The sequence below is a fragment of the Kocuria himachalensis genome (assembly GCF_054784195.1).
The window spans coordinates 35,150-53,248 of sequence record NZ_BAAGPL010000007.1; the positions used below are offsets into that span (position 1 = coordinate 35,150).

An 18,099-nucleotide genomic window follows, 5' to 3' on the forward strand; every position below is an offset into this window, starting at 1 on the left:
GGAGAGAACACTAACCGAAGAATAACGGGAAAGTCTCGTTTTGATCACGGGCGTGTCTCGGTTTCTCTTCCGGCTCAGCATCCCACCTTCGTAGCCAGACGACGTGGCTCGGTGAGGGGCGCTGACCAAGATCCTCGGGGAGGCTCAAGTCAAGACGAAAGTGCTCTTGACCTGGGGCTCCGTGCAGGTCGTGTCGGCGGGTGAGCACCATCTTGCTCTGCAGCGGGAGGTCCGGTGGTGACACTTGGGTCATGGCGCGGCAATTCACCGGGAAAGCTTTACCAATTCCTTGATTATCGACGGGAGGGGTTTTGTCCCTCCGGGTGGAAAGGATGACTTTTGGTGCGCCCTATGGTCCGGTCATGAATTCACAAAAAGAAAGCTCTCGAGCGGCACGGCGACGACCACGGCGTGAACCTCACCCAGCTGCGGGCGGTTGCGAAGCGGCTGAAGACGCAGCAGGACCTCGCGCTCGCGCTCTGGGAGACCGGCGACACCGCGGCGAGACTGCTAACGCTGCTGATCTGCCGCCCGAAGGCGTTCGAGCGGGACGAGCTGGACGCCATGGTGCGCGAGACGCGCGCCCCCAAGGTGTACGACTGGTTCGTGAACTACGTGGTGAAGAAGAGCCTGCACGCCGAGGACCTGCGCGTGGCGTGGCTGGCCGATCCGGATCCCGTCGTCGCGAGCGCCGGGTGGGCGCTGACCGCCGACCGCGTGGTGAAGAAGCCCGAGGGTCTCGACCTCGCCGGCCTGCTCGACGTCATCGAGGCGCAGATAAAGGCCGCCCCGAAGCGCCTGCAGTGGGCGATGAACACCTGCCTGGCGCAGATCGGGATCGAGCACGCGGAGCACCGGGCCCGTGCCGTCGAGATCGGAGAGCGCCTGGAGGTGCTCAAGGACTATCCGACGCCGCCGAACTGCACGTCCCCGTTCGCCCCCGCCTGGATCGCCGAGATCGTGCGCCGACGGGACGATCGGTAGGAGGGGCGCCGGCGCTCGTGCCGTGACTCACCGGAGTGCGGGGCTGTCCGGAGCGGCCGGGAGTCGCCAGGTGCCGGCCGGAGTCCCATAAGCGATCCTGATGATTCATGCGCAGGATTCATCGCTGTTGTTGACGCTTCCAAGGACTCACACTGGTGTTGTGCACGTCACACTCCGCAGGGCGGAGTCTTTCGTGCCGCGACCTCCCCTTCACTGCCTTCAGGAGAACCTGCCGCCATGACCACCGACGTGTCATCCCTGCCCGGGATCGGTATCACCTCCCACACCGTGGGCCCACTGGTCGATGCCCAGGCGCAGCTGGCCTCCGCCGTGGCCACCCTGGACTACGAGCCCGGTCTGCAGGCCCTGCTGGCGAGCCCGCGGCGGGAGATGACCGTGAGCATCCCGCTGCGCCGTGACGACGGCTCGGTGGAGGTGCTGACCGGCCACCGGGTCCAGCACAACGTCTCCCGGGGCCCGGCCAAGGGCGGGGTGCGCTACAGCCCGCAGGTCGACCTCGACGAGGTCCGTGCCCTGGCGATGTGGATGACCTGGAAGTGCGCCCTGATCGACGTCCCCTACGGCGGGGCCAAGGGCGGCATCACCGTGGACCCCCGCCGCTACTCCCGTCCCGAGATCGAACGGCTGACCCGCCGCTACACCTCCGAGATCCTGCCGATCATCGGCCCGGACAAGGACATCCCCGCCCCGGACATCGGCACGGACGAGCAAACCATGGCCTGGATGATGGACACCTTCTCGGTCTCCTCCGGCTACACCGTGCCCGGGGTGGTCACCGGCAAGCCGGTGAGCCTCGGCGGGTCCCTGGGGCGCGCCTCGGCGACCTCGGCCGGGGTGGTGCACATCGCGCTGGCCGCCCTTGAGCACGTCGGCATCACCGCGGCGCGGGCCACCGCGGCGGTGCAGGGCTTCGGGAAGGTGGGCGCCGACGCCGCCCTGTTCCTCACCGAGGCCGGGGTGAAGGTCGTGTCCGTCTCCGACCAGTACGGAGCGGTCCACCGGGCTGACGGCCTGGACATCCGCGCCCTGCAGGAGCACGTGGCCGTCATCGGCTCCGTCGTCGGCTTCCCGGGGGCCGAGACGATCCCCGGCGAACAGCTGCTGGCCCTCGAGGTGGACCTCCTGGTGCCCGCGGCGGTGGAAGGGGTGCTCACCGGCGCCAACGCCCACGAGGTCCGGGCCCGGGTCGTCGTCGAGGGCGCCAACGGCCCCACCACCGCCGAGGCCGACCGGGTCCTCGCCGAGGCCGGGGTGCTGGTGGTGCCGGACATCCTGGCCAACGCCGGGGGCGTGGTCGTCTCCTACTTCGAGTGGGTGCAGTCCAACCAGGCCTACTGGTGGTCCCGCCAGGAGGTCGACCACCGCCTCGAGCACCGCATGCTCTCCGCCTGGCACCACCTGCTCGACGTCGCCTCGGCCCGGGGCCTCACCCTGCGCGAGGCAGCGACCGTCACCGCCGTGGAGCGCGTGGCCGACGCCCACCGCACGCGAGGCCTCTACCCCTGATCGGCCGGGGGCGGGCCTCCTGAGGAGTCGGGGCCGGACGAGGGCATCCCGCCGGGGCGGAGTGAATCCCCGGGGATCCACCGGCGGGGCTACCGTGAGGTTGACGCGACGACATCGCGTTCCCTGGTCCGTCCCGAAAGGCCCTGCATGTTCCTCCGCTCCGGTGCCGCGCCCCGCCGTCGTCCTGTGCTGCCCCCGAAGGTGGCCTTCTGGGTGCAGGCATCCGTGCTGGTGGTGGTCATGGCCGCTTCCAGCGCGCCCAGCCCGCTGTACCCGCTGTACCAGGACCTGTGGGGCTTCCCGCCGGTCGTGCTGACCGTCATCTTCGCCGCGTACGTGGTGTCCCTGCTCGCCGCGCTGCTCACGGTGGGGGCGCTGTCCGACCACCTCGGGCGGCGCCCGGTGCTGCTGGTCGCCCTGGTCCTGGAGATCGCCGCGATGGCCGTGTTCGTGCTGGCGGACAGCGAGGTGACCCTGGTGGTGGCACGGCTGGTCCAGGGCGTGGCGACGGGCACCGCGACCGGGGCGCTGGGCGCCTACGTGATCGAACTCGAACCGGAGGAGCGTCGGGGGCTGGGGACCGTGATCACCGGAGCGGGACCGGTTCTCGGCCTGGCCGGGGGAGCGGTGGCCTCGAGCCTCATCGTCGCGGCCGCTTCGCAGATGATCGACCTCATCTTCCTCGTGCTGCTGGGACTGCTGGTGCTGCAGCTCGTGGGCACGGCGTTCGGCCCCGAGACCGTGGAGCGCGCCCCTGGGGCGCTGGCCTCGCTGCGTCCGCGGGTCTCCTTCCCTCCGCAGGTGCGCCGCTCGGCGGTGTGGGTGCTGCCCGCCACGGCCGCGTGCTGGTCCCTGGGCGGGCTGATCATCTCCCTGGGGCCCAACCTGGTTCGATCGCTGACCGGGGCGGACTCCGTGGTCCTCACCGGACTGGTGGTCGCGGCGCTGACGGGCACCGGCGGGATCGCGATCCTGCTGTTCGGCGCGACGGCGCCGGAGCGGGTGCTGGCCGTGGGCATGAGCGTCCTGGTGGTGGGCATGGCCGCCACGGTCGCCGCGCTCGTCGTCGGATCCGTGGGGCTGTACTTCGCCGCGACGGTGGTGGCCGGCGTCGGCTTCGGCGCCGGCTTCCTCGGGGTGCTGCGCACGCTCCTGCCCCAGGCGGCACCGCACGAGCGGGCGGGGCTGCTCTCGGCGATCTACGTGGTCAGCTATCTCTCCCACAGCATCCCGGCGGTGGCGGCCGGTGCCGTGGCGGGCCGGATCGGCCTGGTGCCCACGGCGGTGGGCTACGCGGGCATGGTCCTGCTCCTGGCCCTGGTCGTGCTCCTCGGCCTCCTGCGGAACCGCTCCCGACGCTCATGACCTCCGGCGGTGGTGGAGGATGAGCAGTCGCGCGTAGCCGTCCGTGAGTCGCTCGATGAGGTCGACCTTCAGGTACTCGTGCTCCGAGATCCGGCGCACGGTGTGCAGGGAGATCCCGTCGTACTGCACGGGGTGGGGCAGCTCGCCCCGCCCGCCGGGAGGCTCCACGTCCAGGCGCCACGCGTCCAGGTCCTTCTGCGGCGTGGGGTCGTGCAGCGGCGTGCGCGTCCACAGCCGGCCGTCCGTGCCGACGACCAGGCCGCGGACGACGTGCCACCCGTAGCCGCACGCGACCCGGGAGAACGCGTGGCCGACCAGGGGGTAGGACCTGGCGCCGCGGGGGACGTGCACAAGCTTGGCCGGCTTCAGGCCCTCTCTGCGCAGCAGGTCGCTCGCCTCGACCCCGACCTTGCGCACCTCGTCCAGGGCCCACTCCAGGCTGGCCTCGCGTGCACCGCGGTCGTGCGGGGTGCGGCGGCGCGGCTTCGGCTCGTGCGGTGCCCGGGCGGCAGCGCGGGTACGCCGTTCGTCCTCGATGCTCATGCCAGCCCCTTGCCTCGGTCGCCTCGATTCTATGTGGGCCACGTCACTCAGGGCGTATTTTCGACGAGGCGGTGCGCGTGGTCCTCCGCCGGATGTCGCGTCGGTCGTTGCCGGCGCCAAGGACGGAGGCCCTGTCCGGTCACCCCGGGCCGTCGACCGCGGTTCCCGGGCCGCGGCTGCGCGGTGCCGTCCACTCGGCGGCCGCCCGGCGTTCGGCGTCCCGGCCCAGGGGCCGTGTGCCCCGGCCTCGGACGCGGCGCTCCAGCGCCACCAGGAGCGTGAGCAGCACGACCGCCACCAGCACCTGCCACTCACCCTCGACCGCGCCAAGGCTCCCGGCGGCGTTCCAGGAGGCGTGCTGGATGCCGATGGCCAGCACGCTGCCGCCCGTGTCCAGCAGGTGCATGCCCAGCAGGTACCGGTAGACGGGCACGAGCAGGAAGAGCAGGGCCAGGTTCCTGGCGACCTCCTCGTTCCAGCCCCCGGCCAGGTACAGCGGCAGGTGGATCGCGGCGAAGGGCAGGCTCGTCAGCAGCGCGCCGACCAGCAGCCCGTGCCGGGCGGTGAGCCGGGTCTGGAGGAACCCGCCCCAGGCGGTCTCCTCCCACAGGTTGACCACCAGCGCCCCGACGACGAGGGTGCTGAACAGGTACCACCCCGCCTCGCCCGCCCAGCCGGCCGCAGGACTGCGCAGGGTACCGGTGGCCGCGGTCAGCGCCAGGGTGAGCACCGGCATGCCCAGCAGGACCACGGCCCAGCGTCCTGCGCCGAAGCGCCAGGCGAAGGCCCGCCCCAGCAGCCGGCGGATCCCGCCCGGACCGTCCGCCAGGCGCGTGACCAGCAGTGCAGAGCCCAGCAGGCCCACGTAGGTCAGGAACAGCAGGAACGGCTCCCCTGGCAGGCCCGTGAGTGCGGGAACCGTCAGCGCCGCCCAGCCCAGGCCCAGGGCCAGGACGAGGAAGACCGTCACGGGCCGGCGCCGGGCCGGCGAACGGCTCCGGGGGCGGTGGCCGGTGTCCCGGGGGTCCGGGGCGGACGTGGTCATGGTGTTCCTCCCGACCGGTGCGTGCCGTCCGCACCCGGGGACGGGGGACTCCACTGCCGCGTGCGCGGGCGGTGATAATCGTCGTCGTGGCGCGCCCTGGTGCGTGACTCTCACAGTGCGCGCGGGAAAGGGCGGGAGCAAGGGGGAGCGGTGGGGGAGCACTTGTGTGTCACCGGCAGCCGTCCATGATGGAGAAGGCACGGCCGCGCGCGGTCCGTCCGCAGCCGGACCGGGATCGCCTCCCGAGCCCGGAGATCCGATCGAGTGGATGCCACGACGCACAGGAGGTCTCCGATGACCCGCACCGTCTTCTACACCGCCACCACCCTGGACGGCTACCTCGCCGACGAGCAGGACTCCCTGGAGTGGCTGTTCCGGCAGGACTCCGATCCCGAGGGCCCGTTCCGCTACGACGAGTTCATCGCCGGGATCGGGGCGGTCGTGATGGGCCGCACCACCTACGAGTGGGTCCGCGCGCACCTCCAGGCCTCCGGCGAGGACTGGCCCTACGACATGCCCACCTGGGTGGTCTCCCACGCCGAGCTGCCGGGGATCGGCGGAGCCGACCTCCGCTTCGCCCAGGGGGAGGTGGCACCGATCCACGCCGCCCTCGCGGAGGCCGCCGGCGGGAAGGACATCTGGGTCGTCGGCGGCGGCGACCTGGCCGCCCAGTTCGCCGAGGCCGGACTGCTGGACCAGCTGATGGTCTCCATCGCGCCGGTCACTCTCGGAGCGGGCCGCCCACTGTTCCCCCGCCGGTTCGACCTGGAGCTGACGGACGTGGCCCGGAACCGCGCGTTCGTCTGCGCGACCTACAGCGTCGTGGGCCCGATAGCGCCCTCGGACGGTGGACCGGCCTCCTGACCCCGAGGAGGCTCACATCTCGATCCGGTGCGCCTCCCGCAGGTTCACGAAGCGCTCGGGGTTCGAAGTCAGCACGATCACCGCCTCTCCACCCCCACCAGGCCGGTCAGATGTTTGAAGTCGTCGGTGTTCCGCGTGACCAGGGTGAGCCCGTGCACCATCGCTGTCGCCGCGATCATCCTGTCAATGACATTTTTGCGATGCGATGCACCATTCCTGACCGCTTCCTCGACCAGCACGCCGAAAGCCAAGGCGCATCGGTCATCGTAGGGAATGCCGGCACCGAAAGTGGCCCGCGTCCTCGCGAGTTCGTTCTCCCGCAGGGCCTACTTTGTCGGGTCCGAGGCCATGGCCGCCACTCCCATGTGCCTTTCCGACAGGGACAAGGAGCTGATGGTCAATCCGGAGAAGCCGCGCAGATCGGGGGTCTCCTGCTCCGGGTCCAGGAGAGCGATCAGGATGTTGGTGTCCAGCAACCCCCTCACGGGCTGTCCCAGGGATCATCCGCGACGACGTTCTTCCGGTCCTCCGACAGCTCCTTGATCCAGTCGGTGCTCTCCGGGGAGGCGGTCATGAGGCGGTACACGTCCTCAGGGCTGACGTCCCTCGGCTGCTCACTGCCCAGCGCCGGAAGCGCCGCCTGCCCGAGTGCGGGCGGGAACGAAGGCTCAGGCCGGGCGGCGGGCTGAGCCTGCACTACGTACGCCTCCTGCTCGGGTCGCACCACTCGCAGCCGTCGTGCTACGCCTGAGACGAGGACACGGGGTGCCTTGGACCCGTGGGAGCGACGCCGGATGCTGCCTCGCTTCGGCTGGTCACGATCCAGGCTCACGGCCACCCCCTTCCTCTCTGGCAGATATCGGACGTACTGATGACTTATCTGAAGAGCGTAGAGATGCCGGCTGGGACGCACCAGGGCAGTCGGCGCCGGGCCCGGCTCACATCTCGATCCGGTGCGCCTCCCGCAGGTTCACGAAGCGCTCGGGGTTCGAGGTCAGCACGATCACCTGGGTCCGCTCCCCGGCGGTGGTGATGGCCGAGGCGAGCCGGCGGAGCCGCTGCGGGTCGGAGTGGCCCAGGGCGTCGTCCAGCAGCACCGGGACCCCGTCCTCCGGATCCACGAGCAGGGCGGTGGCGAGCCGGATGAGGATCACCAGCTGCTCCTTGGCGCCGGTGGAGAGGGAGTGGAACGGCAGCCAGTCGCCATGCAGCTTGCGCTGCTCGACCTCCAGGGAGCCGCTCACCTGGACCTCGAAGTCCGGGTCGTAGACGGCCCGACCCAGCCGCTCCACCTCGGTGCGGAACGGCTGGACGTACTGGGCGTGGGCGCGCTCGCGGTGCTCCAGCAGGGTCCGCTCCAGCAGCAGGGCGGCCTCGGCCCGCCGCTCGATCCCGGCGAGGTGGCGCCGGGCGGCCTCGAGCCGTGTCTCGGCCTGGTCGTGGGCCAGCTGCACCCGGTCCCGGCCCATGCCCTCGAGCCGGCCCGACAGGGACTGGTGGCGGCCCCGCCGCTCGCCCAGCAGCGTCTCGAGCCCTGCGATCTCGTCCGCGACGTGCTGCTGGTCGGCGAGCACCCGGTCGGCGTCGAGGCCGGCGAGGGCCGCCTCGTGCCCGTCGATCTCCTCCTGGACCGCGGCGAGCGCCTCGGCCGCCGCGGTGGCGGCGCGGTCCAGGTCCTCGTCCGGCACCTCGCTGCGTGCGTCCTCGAGCCGGGACCGGGAGCCGGCGAGGGCGCGCTCCTGCTCGAGCGCGGCGCCCTGGAGGGAGTGCAGCGTCGTCTGGGCGGACTGCAGGGCGGACCGGGCGGCTTCGGCGGCGGCCTCGGCATGGAGCGCGGCGTCCTCGGCCCCGGTGAGGGCGGCCTCGGCGGCCTCGACCGTCTCCTGGGCGGCGCCGGCGGTCTCCGGCAGGGGGGCGTCGTCGGCCCGCCGCGCACCGTACTGCTCGATCGCGGCGGTCAGCCGGTCCCGGTCGTCGCGCAGGCGGCTCTCGTCCTCGCCGTCGAGCAGACGGTCGCGCTGGGCCACGGCCTCGCGCACCTGCTGCGCCAGCTCCTGGGCCTCGCGCCACGCGGCGCGGGCATCGGCGACCGATTCGACCCCGTGCCGCGCCAGCAGCGCGGTGAACTTCTCCCGCGCCGTGCGGGCGGCGTCCCGGCGGGCCGCGATGCCCTGCTCCGGGAAGACCCGCACCCGCCACTCGCCGGGGATCTCGACCTCGACCTCGTCCGTCACCGGGACGGACCACGGCTCGTCCGGGGCGATCTCCTCGGTGCTGTCGCCGCGCACGATCGGGCGCGCGCGGCCCAGCGCGGTCAGCTCCACCCGGGCGCTGCCGGCCGCCAGCTCCGCCTCGGCCTTCTCCGCCGCCCGCTCGGCCCGCTCGAGCTTCTCCAGGACGTCCTCGACGAGCTCCGTGGCGGGACGGGACCGCAAATCGGCCAGCTGCGCCCGGACCGCCTCGAGCGAGTCCAGGATCTCGAGCACGCGGCGGTGGCGCTCGACGTCGTCGAGGTGCTTCCGGTCCTCCCGGGCGGCGCGGTGGGCCGCCCGGGCCTCCTGCACGGCGGCCTGGGCCGCGGTCCGGCGCTCCTCGGCCTCCGCGGCGTGCTCGCGCACCGGGGCGAGATCCTGCTCGCAGGACCGCAGGTCCTCGGCCAGCGCCGCGCTGCGCTCCTCGTCGGCGGTCAGCGCGGCCACGAACTCCGCGCGGCGGGCCGAACGCTCCCGGGCGCGGTCGAGCTCGCCCTGGGCGGCGTCCCGGCGGCGCTGGGCCTCCTGCCGCTGCCGCTGGACGGCCTCGATCTCCGCGGCGGCACGGTCCAAATCCGCCTTCTCCGTGCGGGCGGTCCCGAGCTTCCGGCCGGTGGCGGCGATCTCCTCCGTGAGCTCCGCCAGCTCCTCCTCGACCACCGCGATGCCCCGCAGCTCCTCGGCGGCCTCCGCGGCCGCGGTCGCAGCCTCTCGGCAGTCCGTCTCGGCCTGGAGGTACTTGGCGTTCTTCTTCCGCGTCGCGGTCCAGTACTTGTCACACTCCGCGCTCACGCGCTCCAGCAGCGAGGCGACCTCGCGGTCGTCGCCCTGGGCCTCGCCGGCGTGGCACTCCAGCGCACGGCGCAGCGCCGCGCTGTCGGTGAGGGCGTTCTGGGTCAGCCCGCCGGCCTGCATGAAGCGCACGGCTTTCCACAGCGCGGTGTCGGCCCCGCCCCACAGCAGCTCGGCGGCGTCGTGGGCCTCGCGGCCGGTGAGCGTGCGGCCGTCCCCGGCCCCGCCCACGTGGCGGAGGGTCGTGGACGGCCGCTTCAGCCACTGCTTCGTGTAGACCACGCGGGTGGAGCCGATCGAGAACTCCGCCTCCACGAGGACGGGCACGTCCCGGCCGGCGGGCTTCGCCCCGGTGATCTTCTTGTGCTTGCTGTTGTCCGGCAGCTCGATCAGCGCGTCCAGGGCATCGATCATCGAGGTCTTGCCGATCTCGTTGCGGCCGGTCAGCACCACGACCCCTGCGTCGGGGAACTCGACCTCGCGGGCGGTCACGCCGCGGAAGTTCTCCAGCTTGAGACGGTGCAGCTTCATCGGGTCGGTCCTCCCACGAGGCGGTACAGGAGCCGGAGCGCGTCCCCGGCGGCGGGTGCGTCCTCGGACTCCGAGGCCGCCAGCTCGCGCAGATCGGTCACGGCGTCGGCGGCGTACCCGCCCACGTCGAGGTTCTCGAACTCGTGCTCGTCCGGGACGACCGCGAGGTCGGTGTGCCGCTCCCAGGCGTTGAGGCTCGCGAAGACCTCGGCCTGCTCCTCCAGCAGGCCGTCCAGCAGGGAGGACTCGGAGAGGTTCAGGGTGCCGGTGAAGACGGTCTTGAGGATGATCCGCTCCTTGGGCGTGAGGGCGGCGAGCTCGGCCCGCAGCGTCTCGACGTCGTCGGAGCCGTCGATCTGGCGTTCGAGGACGCGGTGCTCCCACTGCCCCACCTCGTGGGAGGTGACCGCCACGGTGCTGCCGTCCAGGGCCACCTCGAGGACGTGCCCGCGGCCGGGCTCGCGGAAGCCCGTGGATTCGTGGGTCCCGGAGTAGTGGATGGCGCCGCGGTCGTCCTCGGGCCAGCGGATGTGCCGGTCGCCCAGCGCCACGTAGTGGATCGTCCCGCGCGCCAGCGCCTCGTCCAGGGGCGCGCGGCGCACGGTGACCTGGGAGGAGCGGTCGGGGTCCAGTTCGTCGAGCATCCCGTGGCCGACGACGACGCGCAGCGTCCCGTCCGGCTCCAGCCCCTCCAGGGCCGGTGCGACCGGGTCCGCGTCGGGCCGCTTGCTGCGCCAGGGGGCGGCCACCAGCTCGACGCCCTCGGCGACGGGCCACGGGCCCACCGCGTCCAGGAGCACGACGTTGTCCGGCTTCAGGTTCCGAAAGGCGTCCTGGGCGTAGATGGATCCCGGGCCGAGGGGATCGTGGTTGCCGGGCAGCAGGTACACCGGCAGCTGCACCGAGCCCATCGCGTCCAGGGCGCGCCCGACGTCCCGCCGGCTCAGGTTGGCGTGCTCGAAGACGTCGCCGGCCACCACCACGAACGCGCATCCCCGGGCGCGGGCGAGCTCTCCGATACGGCGGATCGTCTCGACCCGGTCGCCCGTGTACCGGGACTGGGCCTCGCCCTCGAGGTAGTGCCGGGTCATGCCCAGCTGCCAGTCGCTCGTGTGGAGGAAACGGGTGCTCGTCATCGAGGCTCCTCGTGCGGTCGGGGGGTGCCGGCCCGGGGTGCGGGTCCTCTGCCACGGTATCGGGATCGGCGGACACCGGAGGCTGCGGCGCCCCGGCCCGCCGGCGTGTGCTTGAGTGGGCGCATGGAGCCGACCAGCCCGGGAGACCTGTGGACAGCCATTCACGTCGAGCGGGCGCGGCTGGCCGAGGACCTGGCCGGCCTGGACGAGACGCAGTGGGCGGCGCCGTCCCTGTGCGGGCGGTGGACCGTGGAGGACGTCGTGGCCCATCTCACCGCGGCGGCGAGCATCGGCCGGCTGCGGTGGCTCCGGAGCGTGCTGGGCGCCCGCTTCGACTTCGACCGGCACAACCAGCGCCGCCTGGAGGAGTACCGGGGGGCCACCCCGGCCGAGACGCTCCAGCGGTTCCGCGCCGTGACCGCGAGCACGAAGGCACCCTCCAAGGACACGGCGGCGTGGCTGGGGGAAGTCGTCGTCCACGGCCAGGACGTCCGCCGCCCGCTCGGGCTGCCGCGCACGCCGCCGGTCGAGACCGTGACCGCGGTGGCGCGGTTCTACGTGGGCAAGGACTTCGCGGTGCCCAGCCGCAGCGCCGCCCAGGGCCTCCGCCTGGTGGCGACCGACGGCCCCTTCGAATCCGGCTCCGGACCCCTGGTCAGCGGGACCACGCTGGCGCTCGTCATGGCCCTGGCCGGCAGGGCGACGTACTGCGACGACCTGACCGGTGAGGGCGTCCCGATCCTGCGGTCCCGCTGCGCCCCCGTCTGAGAGGGTGGGGGAGGGCCGGCGACGGGCTGGCCCCGCACGCCACCACATACTTGCGCGCCACCACATATCCGAGCAGAGGAGACACCATGCCCGAGACGATCGCCGGGATCACCGTTCCGGACTCCGCCCTCGTCCGCGAGACCACCGAGCTGGTCCGGCGGGCCGCCGACGAGAGCCTGTTCAACCACTCCCGCCGGGTCTTCCTCTTCGGCATGCTCAAGTCCGCCGCGCGCGGGCACGAGGTGGACCCGGAGCTCGCCTACGTCGGGGCCATGTTCCACGACCTGGGTCTCACGCAGGAGCACCGCACGAAGCACCAGCGCTTCGAGATCGACGGCGCCGAGGCGGCGCAGGCATTCCTGCGCGACCACGGCCGCTCCGTGGAGGAAGCCCGCAACGTGTGGCTGGCGATCGCCCTGCACACCACCCCGGAGATCCCCCTGCACCTGGCGCCCGAGGTCGCCGTGGTCACGCTGGGTGTCGAGACCGACGTGCTGGGTCTCGACCTGGACGAGATCTCGGAGGAGCACCGCGCCGAGGTCGTCGCCGCGCACCCCCGGCCGGACTTCAAGAACAAGATTTTCCGCGCCTTCCACGACGGCATGGTGGACCGGCCCGAGACCACCTTCGGCACCATGAACGACGACGTGCTCGCCCACTTCGACCCCGACTTCCACCGGGAGGACTTCGTGCGCATCATCCAGGAGAACGCCTGGCCCGAATGAGCACCGTGGGGTCTCCGCCATCGTGCGGAGGCCCCGGGCGGCCGGGCCGCAACAAGGTGGTTCCACCGTTGTGCCGTCCGCAGGGCGGGAGGAGCATGGAACCCCGGCCCGTCGACGCTCCAGGAGTTCCCGTGGCGTACAAGTTCTTTCCCCACATCCCCGTGGCCGACCTGGAGCGCTCGCGGTCCTTCTACCAGGCCCTGGGCTGGCGGACGGCTCCCGGCATGGCCGAGGGGCACAGCCTGATCCTGGACCTCGGGGAGAACTTCGGGGTCACGCTCGTCGAGCGGCGGTTCATGCAGCAGGCCGTCGGCGAGGACCAGGAGCTCGCCGATCCCCGCCGCACGGTGAGCGGCAGCTTCGCCCTGCTCGTCGACATCTTCGAGGAGGTCGATGCCCTGGTCGACCGGGCGGTCGCCGCCGGCGCCACCGCCGGGCAGCGGAAGGACGACAGGTACACGAGCCACCGGGTGTTCGCCGACCCGGACGGCCACCGGTGGAACATCGTGTGGGCGGACCCGATCGTGTCGGCCCGGGAATGAGGCACGGTCCGGGCGAAGTGCCCCGGCGCCCAGCTGCCGCGGGGCCGAGCCGAGACCCCGTCCCGGGACGGCATTCACAGGATTCACCGACGTTCACAGGGTCGTGTATCGGTGTCGGGGGACATGCCGGCTTCGGATCCACTCGCCAGGCATCGCCGTGGCCGGGCCCGGCTCATCCTCGCTGGTAGGCGTGGCCCATCTCGGTGTGGGACCAGCGGGTCTCGACCCGGGGATCGCCGCTGCGCCGCACGGCCTCGGCGGTCTCCCGGTCCAGCTCGGAGCGCCACTCCTCGATGGTGAGCAGGTCCGAGGACCGTAGCAGCGGCTGCCGGTAGATGTTCAGGGCCCGGGCGACCTCGCCCTGCTCGAGGGCGGTCCGCAGCTGCAGGACGTCGCTGGTGACGGCGGCCGGGTCGGCGAAGCGGTAGGGCCCGGTGGTGATCACGGCCCCGAGCCGGCGGCGCACCCGGTGGATCTCCGTGCGGACCGTGCCCGGTGTGCCGTGCTCGCCGTAGAGCTCGTAGGCCATCTCCTCGGCGCTCCACCCGCGCTCGCGCAGACTGAGCAGCGCGAGGATCTCCGCGGACCGCGTCGGCAGGGCGAACCAGTCCCCGCCGCCCACCCGGGCCGTGGCCGGCTCGGCGAGCAGGCGCAGCTCCAGGGACGGCGTGCCGGTCGTGCCGGCGGAGTGGGGGCGTGAGGGCGCCTGGGCGGCGAGCAGCGTCTCGACGACGCGCGCGGCCGAGCGGACCAGGGCCCTGGTGTCCGGGGTGGCGGTGCCCTGCGGGCCGGACAGGTCGATGACGCCGAGCACCTCTCCGCTGCCCGGATGACGCACCGGGGCGGACGTGCAGTCCCAGGCGCTGTGGGACAGGGCGAAGTGCTCCGTGCCCCGCAGCTCCTCCGCGGTCCCGCTGCGCAGCGCCTGGGCGATCGCGTTGGTGCCCACGCCGTGCTCGTCCCAGCCGGCGCCCTCGACGAAGCCGAGCCCGTCGGCGCGTCCCAGCGGCGAGCGTCCCCCGCGCCGCCACAGCACGGTGCCGTCGGGACCCGTCAGGACGGCGACCCGGGCCTCGGCGGGGTCACGGACGACGCCCAGGAGATCTGCGACGACGTCGACGTGCGCCCCCAGCGGCGAGGCCGCGCGCAGCTGCTGGACCTCGTGGTCCGGGAGCACCTCCCGCGGGCCGTCCAGGTCGCGGGACATGCCCCGAGCGGCGCACCGTTCCCAGGCGGAACGCACCCGTTCCGGTGTCCTCACCGATCCGCAGCTGTCCACAGCGCACTCCTCCGTCCTCTGCGCCCGTCCCGATGTCACAGGAACCGTCCTGACGTCACCGGGTCCGCCCCGACGTCACGGGGTCCGTCGAGATGCAACGTCGAGGAAACCCCCTCGGCCCCACAGTGGTGACACGCATCACATCGGAGCCTATGCCACGGGGCGTCCGGCGTACATCGAGGAGGAACCATGACCGACACCGACACCGGCACGCGTGCCGGAACGGACATCGCCCGTACCTGGCTGGCGTCCCTGGAGGACGCCCTCACGGCCGGCAACCCGGACGCGGCGGCGCAGCTGTTCGAGGAGGAGGGCTTCTGGCGCGACTTCCTGGCGTTCACCTGGAACCTGAAGACCCTGGAGGGCCGTGAGCGGATCTGCCGGATGCTCGCGCAGACCCTGCCGCACGTCCGGCCCTCCGGGTGGGAGGTCGAGGGCGAGCCCACCACGGCGGACGGGGTCACGGAGTGCTGGGTGCGCTTCGAGACCTCCGCCGGGACCGGGTGGGGCTACCTGCGGCTGCGCGAGGGCAAGGCGTGGACCCTGCTGACCACGCTCCAGGACCTGAGGGGGTTCGAGGAGAAGAAGGGCCCGCGCCGGGACCGCGGGGTGGTCCACGAGATCACCCGGGAGCGCACCACCTGGCTGGAGCGGCGCCGGGCGCGGGACGAGGCCCTCGGCCGGACGGAGCAGCCGTACTGCCTCGTCGTCGGCGGCGGCCAGGGCGGGATCGGCCTGGCCGCCCGGCTGCAGCGCCTCGGCATCCCCACGATCGTGGTGGACAAGCACGAGAAGGCCGGCGACGCCTGGCGCAACCGCTACAAGTCCCTGCACCTGCACGACCCGGTCTGGTACGACCACATGCCCTACCTGCCGTTCCCGGACGACTGGCCGGTGTTCCCCGCCAAGGACAAGGTCGCCGACTGGCTCATGCACTACGCCGACATCATGGAACTGAACTACTGGGCGAAGACCGAGTGCCGGTCGGCCGAGTGGGACGAGCAGACCGGCACCTGGACCGTCGTCGTGGACCGCGACGGCGAAGAGATCACGCTGCACCCCACCCAGCTGGTCTTCGCGCTGGGCGTCTCCGGGTACCCGAGGGTCCCCGGGTTCCCCGGCGCCGACGTCTTCCGGGGCGCGCAGCACCACTCCTCCGCCCACGCCGGCGGCGACGACTGGGCGGGCAAGCGGGCCGTGGTCATCGGCTCCAACAACTCCGCCCACGACATCTGCGCGGACCTCTGGGAGCACGGGGCCGAGGTCACCATGGTCCAGCGCTCCTCCACCCACATCTCCCGCAGCGAGTCGCTCATGGACCTGGTCCTCAAGCCGCTCTACTCGGAGGAGGCGCTGGAGGCCGGCATCACCACGGAGAAGGCGGACATGCTGTTCGCGTCCTGGCCGTACCGGGTCCTGCCGGACGTCCAGCGGCCCGCGTTCGAGGAGATGGCCCGCCGGGACGAGGAGTTCTACGCGGCGCTGGAGTCCGCCGGGTTCGACCTCGACTTCGGGGAGGACGGCTCCGGGCTGTTCCTGAAGTACCTGCGCCGGGGCTCCGGGTACTACATCGACGTGGGCGCCTCCCAGCTGATCATCGACGGGCGGGTCCGGCTGGCCTCCGGCCAGGTCGACCACCTCACCGAGGACGCGGTGGTCCTCGACGACGGGACCGAGCTGCCGGCGGACCTGGTCGTCCACGCCACCGGCTACGGGTCCATGAACGAGTGGCTCGCGGACCTGATCTCCCCGGAGGTCGCCGACCGGGTGGGCAAGTGCTGGGGATACGGCTCGGACACCACCCGAGACCCCGGGCCCTGGGAGGGGGAGCTGCGGAACATGTGGAAGCCCACCAACGTGGAGAATCTCTGGATCCACGGCGGGAACCTGCACCAGAGCAGGCACTACTCCAAGTACCTCGCCCTGCAGCTCAAGGCCCGCATGGAGGGAGTTCCCACGCCGGTGTTCGAGCTCGAGGAGTCCCATCACCCGCGGTGATCCCTGCCCGAGCACGAGGGCTGGGCGCCGGATCGGACGATCCGTTCCGGCGCCCTTCCTTGGGTGGTGGGCTCGGCGGTGGAGGATGTCGCCGCCGGGGAGCGGCGCCTGCCGATCCCTGCCTGGGCTCAGCACCCAGGTCGTGGCGCGGAACCGCCCGGGGTCACTCCTCGAGCTTCTTCGCCTGCTCGTCCCAGGCGGTGTGGGCGTCCCGGCCCTCGGTGGGGTGGTAGGTCTCCCGCAGGGCACGGAGTGCGGCGGTGCGCTGCTGGGCCAGGGCCTCCGCGGCGGCCCTCGTGGCGGCGTCCTCGCGGGCCTGCGCCCGGGCGGCGGTCACGGCGTCCATGATGAGGTCCACGCCCAGGGCGCCGCCCTCCAGGTAGGCGGTGCGGACCTGCGGGTCCGGGTGGTACAGGTACTGGTCGTTGACCTGGCCGAGGGCGGTGTCGAACTCGGCGTCGGTCGAGTCGGAGATCATCGCGACCGTGCGGTCCAGGCGGGCGTCCAGCTGGTCGAGCAGGTCGTGCCGGCGGGCGCTGCCGCGCAGGGACCACAGCGCCCGGCCGTGCGTGCGGAGCCGGTCCACGTCCCAGTCCGCCTGTGGGACCACGGACAGGGTCCCCGTGAGGAGCCGGGGATCCCTGGACTCCTCCGGCGGGGGCAGGGAGCGGAGGTGCCACGAGATCCAGGCCGTGCGCATGTTGGACGCTCCGGCCGCCCGGGACTCCTCCACAGTCGTCTGCCCGGACCGCCGGGCACTGCGCGGCGGCTCGTCGTCGTCGTCCTGGAGGGCGGTCTGCCGGGCCGTGCGCGTCTGGCTCGTGATGAAGCCGGCGCTGAGCCAGACCAGCAGGCCGAGCAGGACCAGGCCGAGAACAGCCACTCCGCCGAGGATCAGGAACCGGAACAGGCCGACGAAGACCACCGCCGCGATCAGGACCACCCAGACGGTGGCTCCGCTGCTGCTCCCGGTGTCCTTCATGACGGCCCCCGTCCACCACGTGCGCGCTGGGCACCCATTCTACCGCCGCGGCAGCGGCGGCCCTGGGGCGAGCTGCCGGCGATCAGGACCGGACGGGCAGACCCTCGCGGAAGACCCGCTTGAGCTCGGTCAGCTCCGGGCCGTGCCCGGTGCCCTCGGTGTTGAGCACCGGCTGGTGCGCGGCGACCCACCGCTGCTCGAGGGCGTCGACGTCGTCCTTGTTCTCGCGCCCCGCCCAGCCGAGGAGCAGGTGCTCCTGCATCCAGGCCGTGAGCCGCTGCTCGTGCTCCTCGGCGAGGAGCACCCGGTTGCGGCCGTCCAGGGCCGCGCCGTCCCGCCAGGACGGGTCGCCGGGCAGGAGCACCGCGAGCAGGGTGCGCCGCAGCGCCGAGGAGCGGGTGCGGCGCAGGTGCTGGCCGGTGATCCGCCGGTGGAGGTCGCGCCGGGCGCGCCCCACGTAGAGCAGCTCGGCCGTTCCCGAGCTGTGGCGCAGCCGCGGCACCGCGGGCAGGTGCAGCCCCGCCGCCTCCGGGGTGGGGGAGCGGGAGGTGTCCAGCCACCAGGAGTACACGCCGCGGGAGTGGTGGACCTCTGCCTCCAGTGGCGTGCTGAGCGGGAGCGCGGCCAGACCGGGCTCGGCGGGCTGCGTGCTCATGGGTCACCACCTTCCACGGTCGTTCTCGACTGCAACTCTGCTTCGACTGTAGGCGCAGGAGGCGGCGGTGCCCAGTCCTCCCCGTGTGCGTCGTCGTTTCCCGTGGCGCCC

16 protein-coding genes and 1 pseudogene are annotated in these 18,099 nt (G+C 72.5%); 8 read left to right on the forward strand and 9 right to left on the reverse strand.

From position 1 onward, the window contains the following. Positions 1 to 387 precede the first annotated feature (387 nt). The 3 genes and pseudogenes from ACYVM4_RS05200 to ACYVM4_RS05210 all read left to right on the forward strand — a co-directional run. Positions 388 to 984: pseudogene (locus ACYVM4_RS05200) on the forward strand (DNA alkylation repair protein); the annotation flags it as partial. 237 nt (positions 985 to 1,221) lie between these two features. Then, positions 1,222 to 2,511, forward strand: a complete 1,290-nt coding sequence (locus ACYVM4_RS05205; RefSeq protein ID WP_460667859.1) for a Glu/Leu/Phe/Val family dehydrogenase — start codon at positions 1,222 to 1,224, stop codon at positions 2,509 to 2,511. Positions 2,512 to 2,658: 147 nt separating this feature from the next. Then, a complete protein-coding gene (locus ACYVM4_RS05210; protein ID WP_460667860.1) occupies positions 2,659 to 3,876 on the forward strand; it encodes an MFS transporter in 1,218 nt (405 codons plus the stop codon). Here the strand turns inward: ACYVM4_RS05210 and ACYVM4_RS05215 are convergent. Further along, complete coding sequence (locus ACYVM4_RS05215) at positions 3,871 to 4,419, reverse strand: hypothetical protein (protein WP_460667861.1); 549 nt, start codon at positions 4,417 to 4,419, stop codon at positions 3,871 to 3,873. The two genes, ACYVM4_RS05210 and ACYVM4_RS05215, sit on opposite strands and share 6 nt — an antisense overlap. 139 nt (positions 4,420 to 4,558) lie before the next feature. Then, complete coding sequence (locus tag ACYVM4_RS05220; protein WP_460667862.1) at positions 4,559 to 5,464, reverse strand: CPBP family glutamic-type intramembrane protease; 906 nt, start codon at positions 5,462 to 5,464, stop codon at positions 4,559 to 4,561. Between the two features lie 294 nt (positions 5,465 to 5,758). On the opposite strand from ACYVM4_RS05220, the gene ACYVM4_RS05225 reads away from it, so the two are divergent. Further along, complete coding sequence (locus ACYVM4_RS05225; protein WP_460667863.1) at positions 5,759 to 6,328, forward strand: dihydrofolate reductase family protein; 570 nt, start codon at positions 5,759 to 5,761, stop codon at positions 6,326 to 6,328. Positions 6,329 to 6,405: 77 nt separating this feature from the next. Here ACYVM4_RS05225 and ACYVM4_RS05230 read toward each other — a convergent pair whose 3' ends face one another. The 4 genes from ACYVM4_RS05230 to ACYVM4_RS05245 form a co-directional block, all read right to left on the reverse strand. Further along, on the reverse strand, positions 6,406 to 6,579 hold the full coding sequence (locus tag ACYVM4_RS05230; RefSeq protein WP_460667864.1) for a PIN domain-containing protein: 174 nt from the start codon (positions 6,577 to 6,579) through the stop codon (positions 6,406 to 6,408). A 75-nt stretch (positions 6,580 to 6,654) separates the two neighbouring features. Further along, entirely contained in the window at positions 6,655 to 6,813 is a 159-nt protein-coding gene (locus ACYVM4_RS05235; RefSeq protein WP_460667865.1) for a hypothetical protein, read from the reverse strand. A gap of 453 nt (positions 6,814 to 7,266) precedes the next feature. Beyond that, on the reverse strand, positions 7,267 to 9,903 hold the full coding sequence (locus tag ACYVM4_RS05240) for an AAA family ATPase (RefSeq protein WP_460667866.1): 2,637 nt from the start codon (positions 9,901 to 9,903) through the stop codon (positions 7,267 to 7,269). After that, the gene (locus ACYVM4_RS05245) at positions 9,900 to 11,039 is read right to left on the reverse strand and encodes a metallophosphoesterase family protein (protein ID WP_460667867.1); all 1,140 of its coding nucleotides are present in this window, start codon (positions 11,037 to 11,039) and stop codon (positions 9,900 to 9,902) included. The genes ACYVM4_RS05240 and ACYVM4_RS05245 overlap by 4 nt, the downstream gene beginning before the upstream one ends. Before the next feature lie 123 nt (positions 11,040 to 11,162). Here ACYVM4_RS05245 and ACYVM4_RS05250 point away from each other — a divergent pair, with 123 nt between their 5' ends. The 3 genes from ACYVM4_RS05250 to ACYVM4_RS05260 all read left to right on the forward strand — a co-directional run bounded on the left by ACYVM4_RS05250 (position 11,163) and on the right by ACYVM4_RS05260 (position 13,074). Further along, a complete protein-coding gene (locus ACYVM4_RS05250) occupies positions 11,163 to 11,807 on the forward strand; it encodes a maleylpyruvate isomerase family mycothiol-dependent enzyme (protein WP_460667868.1) in 645 nt (214 codons plus the stop codon). A gap of 86 nt (positions 11,808 to 11,893) precedes the next feature. Continuing rightward, positions 11,894 to 12,532 carry an HD domain-containing protein gene (locus ACYVM4_RS05255; RefSeq protein ID WP_460667869.1) on the forward strand — a complete coding sequence of 213 codons (639 nt, stop codon included), beginning with the start codon at positions 11,894 to 11,896 and terminating at the stop codon, positions 12,530 to 12,532. A gap of 131 nt (positions 12,533 to 12,663) precedes the next feature. Further along, a complete protein-coding gene (locus ACYVM4_RS05260; RefSeq protein WP_460667870.1) occupies positions 12,664 to 13,074 on the forward strand; it encodes a VOC family protein in 411 nt (136 codons plus the stop codon). A gap of 172 nt (positions 13,075 to 13,246) precedes the next feature. On the opposite strand, the gene ACYVM4_RS05265 is transcribed toward ACYVM4_RS05260, so the two are convergent. After that, positions 13,247 to 14,281, reverse strand: a complete 1,035-nt coding sequence (locus ACYVM4_RS05265; protein ID WP_460667871.1) for a GAF domain-containing protein — start codon at positions 14,279 to 14,281, stop codon at positions 13,247 to 13,249. A gap of 261 nt (positions 14,282 to 14,542) precedes the next feature. On the opposite strand from ACYVM4_RS05265, the gene ACYVM4_RS05270 reads away from it, so the two are divergent. Then, complete coding sequence (locus ACYVM4_RS05270) at positions 14,543 to 16,351, forward strand: flavin-containing monooxygenase (RefSeq protein WP_368822721.1); 1,809 nt, start codon at positions 14,543 to 14,545, stop codon at positions 16,349 to 16,351. Between the two features lie 163 nt (positions 16,352 to 16,514). On the opposite strand, the gene ACYVM4_RS05275 is transcribed toward ACYVM4_RS05270, so the two are convergent. Both ACYVM4_RS05275 and ACYVM4_RS05280 read right to left on the reverse strand, forming a co-directional pair. Then, positions 16,515 to 17,333, reverse strand: coding sequence for a hypothetical protein (locus ACYVM4_RS05275; RefSeq protein WP_368822720.1), 819 nt, complete (start codon positions 17,331 to 17,333; stop codon positions 16,515 to 16,517). Positions 17,334 to 17,415: 82 nt separating this feature from the next. After that, positions 17,416 to 17,988, reverse strand: coding sequence for a GIY-YIG nuclease family protein (locus ACYVM4_RS05280; protein ID WP_460667872.1), 573 nt, complete (start codon positions 17,986 to 17,988; stop codon positions 17,416 to 17,418). Positions 17,989 to 18,099: the final 111 nt, after the last annotated feature.

Bases quoted from the DNA above. Each gene is read 5' to 3' on its own strand.
- ACYVM4_RS05245 (WP_460667867.1), bottom strand. From the start codon at position 11,039: ATGACGAGCACCCGTTTCCTCCACACGAGCGACTGGCAGCTGGGCATG.
- ACYVM4_RS05210 (WP_460667860.1), top strand. From the start codon at position 2,659: ATGTTCCTCCGCTCCGGTGCCGCGCCCCGCCGTCGTCCTGTGCTGCCC.
- ACYVM4_RS05275 (WP_368822720.1), bottom strand. From the start codon at position 17,333: ATGAAGGACACCGGGAGCAGCAGCGGAGCCACCGTCTGGGTGGTCCTG.
- ACYVM4_RS05220 (WP_460667862.1), bottom strand. From the start codon at position 5,464: ATGACCACGTCCGCCCCGGACCCCCGGGACACCGGCCACCGCCCCCGG.
- ACYVM4_RS05265 (WP_460667871.1), bottom strand. From the start codon at position 14,281: ATGTCCCGCGACCTGGACGGCCCGCGGGAGGTGCTCCCGGACCACGAG.
- ACYVM4_RS05255 (WP_460667869.1), top strand. From the start codon at position 11,894: ATGCCCGAGACGATCGCCGGGATCACCGTTCCGGACTCCGCCCTCGTC.
- ACYVM4_RS05280 (WP_460667872.1), bottom strand. From the start codon at position 17,988: ATGAGCACGCAGCCCGCCGAGCCCGGTCTGGCCGCGCTCCCGCTCAGC.
- ACYVM4_RS05205 (WP_460667859.1), top strand. From the start codon at position 1,222: ATGACCACCGACGTGTCATCCCTGCCCGGGATCGGTATCACCTCCCAC.
- ACYVM4_RS05225 (WP_460667863.1), top strand. From the start codon at position 5,759: ATGACCCGCACCGTCTTCTACACCGCCACCACCCTGGACGGCTACCTC.
- ACYVM4_RS05250 (WP_460667868.1), top strand. From the start codon at position 11,163: ATGGAGCCGACCAGCCCGGGAGACCTGTGGACAGCCATTCACGTCGAG.
- ACYVM4_RS05240 (WP_460667866.1), bottom strand. From the start codon at position 9,903: ATGAAGCTGCACCGTCTCAAGCTGGAGAACTTCCGCGGCGTGACCGCC.
- ACYVM4_RS05215 (WP_460667861.1), bottom strand. From the start codon at position 4,419: ATGAGCATCGAGGACGAACGGCGTACCCGCGCTGCCGCCCGGGCACCG.
- ACYVM4_RS05270 (WP_368822721.1), top strand. From the start codon at position 14,543: ATGACCGACACCGACACCGGCACGCGTGCCGGAACGGACATCGCCCGT.